Source organism: Pseudonocardia pini (assembly GCF_013870575.1).
Taxonomy (GTDB): domain Bacteria; phylum Actinomycetota; class Actinomycetes; order Mycobacteriales; family Pseudonocardiaceae; genus Pseudonocardia; species Pseudonocardia pini.
Window position 1 is genome coordinate 1 of record NZ_JACBXB010000969.1, and the last position, 1,753, is coordinate 1,753.

Below are 1,753 nucleotides of genomic sequence, written 5' to 3' on the forward strand. Positions count from 1 at the left end.
GGCGTCCTCCCCGTCCTCCGGCATCCGGTTGATCGTCCCGATCAGGGCGAGCGTGGCGGTCAGTCCGCCGTCGACCCCGAAGATCGGGGCGGCGATCCCGCGCAGCCCGTCCCCGGACGCGTCGCTCAGGGCGAAGCCGGTGTGGCGGATGGCCTCCCGATGCCCGAGCAGCGACTCCCGGACGGCGGGGGAGACGCCGGCGAGGGCGCGGTCGAGCGCGCGCCGGTCGCTGAGGTGGGCCAGGAACACCAGCCCCTGCGCGGTGGTGATCGGGAGCGTGGAGCCCACGGCGACGGAGATCCGGATGAAGCGGCTCTGCTCGTCGTGCACCCGGGCGACGAGCGGGCCGCTGCCACCCCAGACCGACAGCACCGAGGTCTCGTGCACGGTCTCCGACAGCGACCGCATGACCGGGTCCGCCCGGTCGAGCAGCGGGAGCCGGTCGAGGGCCAGCAGACCGACCCGCGAGAGCGTGGGGCCGAGCGAGTAGCCCTGGCCGGTGGTGTGCACGAGGAGGCCGTGTTTGACCATCGCGGCGAGGTAGCGGTAGGTCGTCGAGCGGTTGAGCCCGAGCTGCTCCGTCGCGTAGGCGAGGTCGATCCGCGAGCGCTCGTGGTCGAACAGGTCGAGGACCCGGGTCACCCGGGCGAGCACCTGCAGGTCGCGGGTGTCGCGCTCCTCCGGGACCTGGGCCGTCACCTGCTCAGCATGCCAACCCGGTCGAGGGGGTCGGCAGTCCGGGGCCGTGCGCGGGGTCGGCGAGACGGTCGGCGAGACACCGTCGTGAGTGGCGATGGTCGCCCTGAAGATGATCGCCGCTCACAGGTGGGGGAGGAGGGCGGTCCGCAGGCCCTCGGCGGTCGCGTAGACCTCGGTGGCGCCCGCGGTGAGGAGCTCGCCGGGTTCGGCGTAGCCCCATCCCGCGCCGAGGCAGGAGATGCCGTGGGCGGCCGAGCCGAGGACGTCGTGCTTGCGGTCGCCGACCATCACGCACTCCGCCGGGTCGGGGTTCCCCAACCGGTGCAGGGCCTCCTCGACCACGGCCGCCTTGCTCGGCCGCTGGGCGTCCACCGTGTCCCCGGTGATCGCGGTGAACAGGTCCGTCCAGGACTGGTTCGCCAGGATCTCGCGGGCCGCGGGCTCGGCCTTGCTCGTCGCCAGGGCCAGTCGGACGCCTGCCGCGGCCAGCGCCCGCAGCAGCTCCTCGATGCCGGGGTACGGCGTCGAGTCGAGCAGCCCGCTCTCCCGGTACAGCGGCCGGTACAGCGCCAGGACCTGCTCGGTCGCGCTCTCGCCGATCAGTGGCGGCAGCGACTCGTAGAGCGGCGGGCCGAGCAGGTGCGGGCCGATCACGGTGTCGTCCCACGGCACGCCCACCTGGTCGAGGGCGGTGCGCAGGCTGCCGAGGATGCCGGGCGCGGAGTCGACGAGGGTGCCGTCGAGGTCGAGGAGCACGGTGCGGGTCACGGCGGTCAGTGTCCCGGATCGGTCCCGGGCCGAGGTGGGCGCATGACGTACGGTTGTCCGTATGACGAACAGGGGGCTGCTCACGCCGCTGTACGGCGCCGGGGCCGTCACGGCGCAGCTCACCGACCAGGCCTGGATCGGTGCCCTGCTCGAGGTCGAGGTGGCCCTGTCCCGGGCCGCCGCCCGGCACGGCCTCGTGTCCACCGAGGACGCGGAGCGGGTCGCCGCCGCGGCCGCGGCCTCCACCGTAGACCCCGAAGAAGGCGTGGAAGGGCACGGACAGGAA

2 protein-coding genes and 1 pseudogene are annotated in these 1,753 nt (G+C 73.8%); 1 reads left to right on the forward strand and 2 read right to left on the reverse strand.

Translation table 11 applies throughout. The features are described from left to right. A partial coding sequence (locus H5J29_RS31435; protein WP_181784561.1) for an IclR family transcriptional regulator occupies window positions 1–699 on the reverse strand: 699 nt, incomplete at its 3' end. Window positions 700–819: 120 nt separating this feature from the next. Continuing rightward, the gene (locus H5J29_RS31440; RefSeq protein ID WP_181784562.1) at window positions 820–1,467 is read right to left on the reverse strand and encodes an HAD hydrolase-like protein; all 648 of its coding nucleotides are present in this window, start codon (window positions 1,465–1,467) and stop codon (window positions 820–822) included. Between the two features lie 61 nt (window positions 1,468–1,528). On the opposite strand from H5J29_RS31440, the pseudogene H5J29_RS31445 reads away from it, so the two are divergent. Next, window positions 1,529–1,753: pseudogene (locus H5J29_RS31445) on the forward strand (3-carboxy-cis,cis-muconate cycloisomerase); the annotation flags it as partial.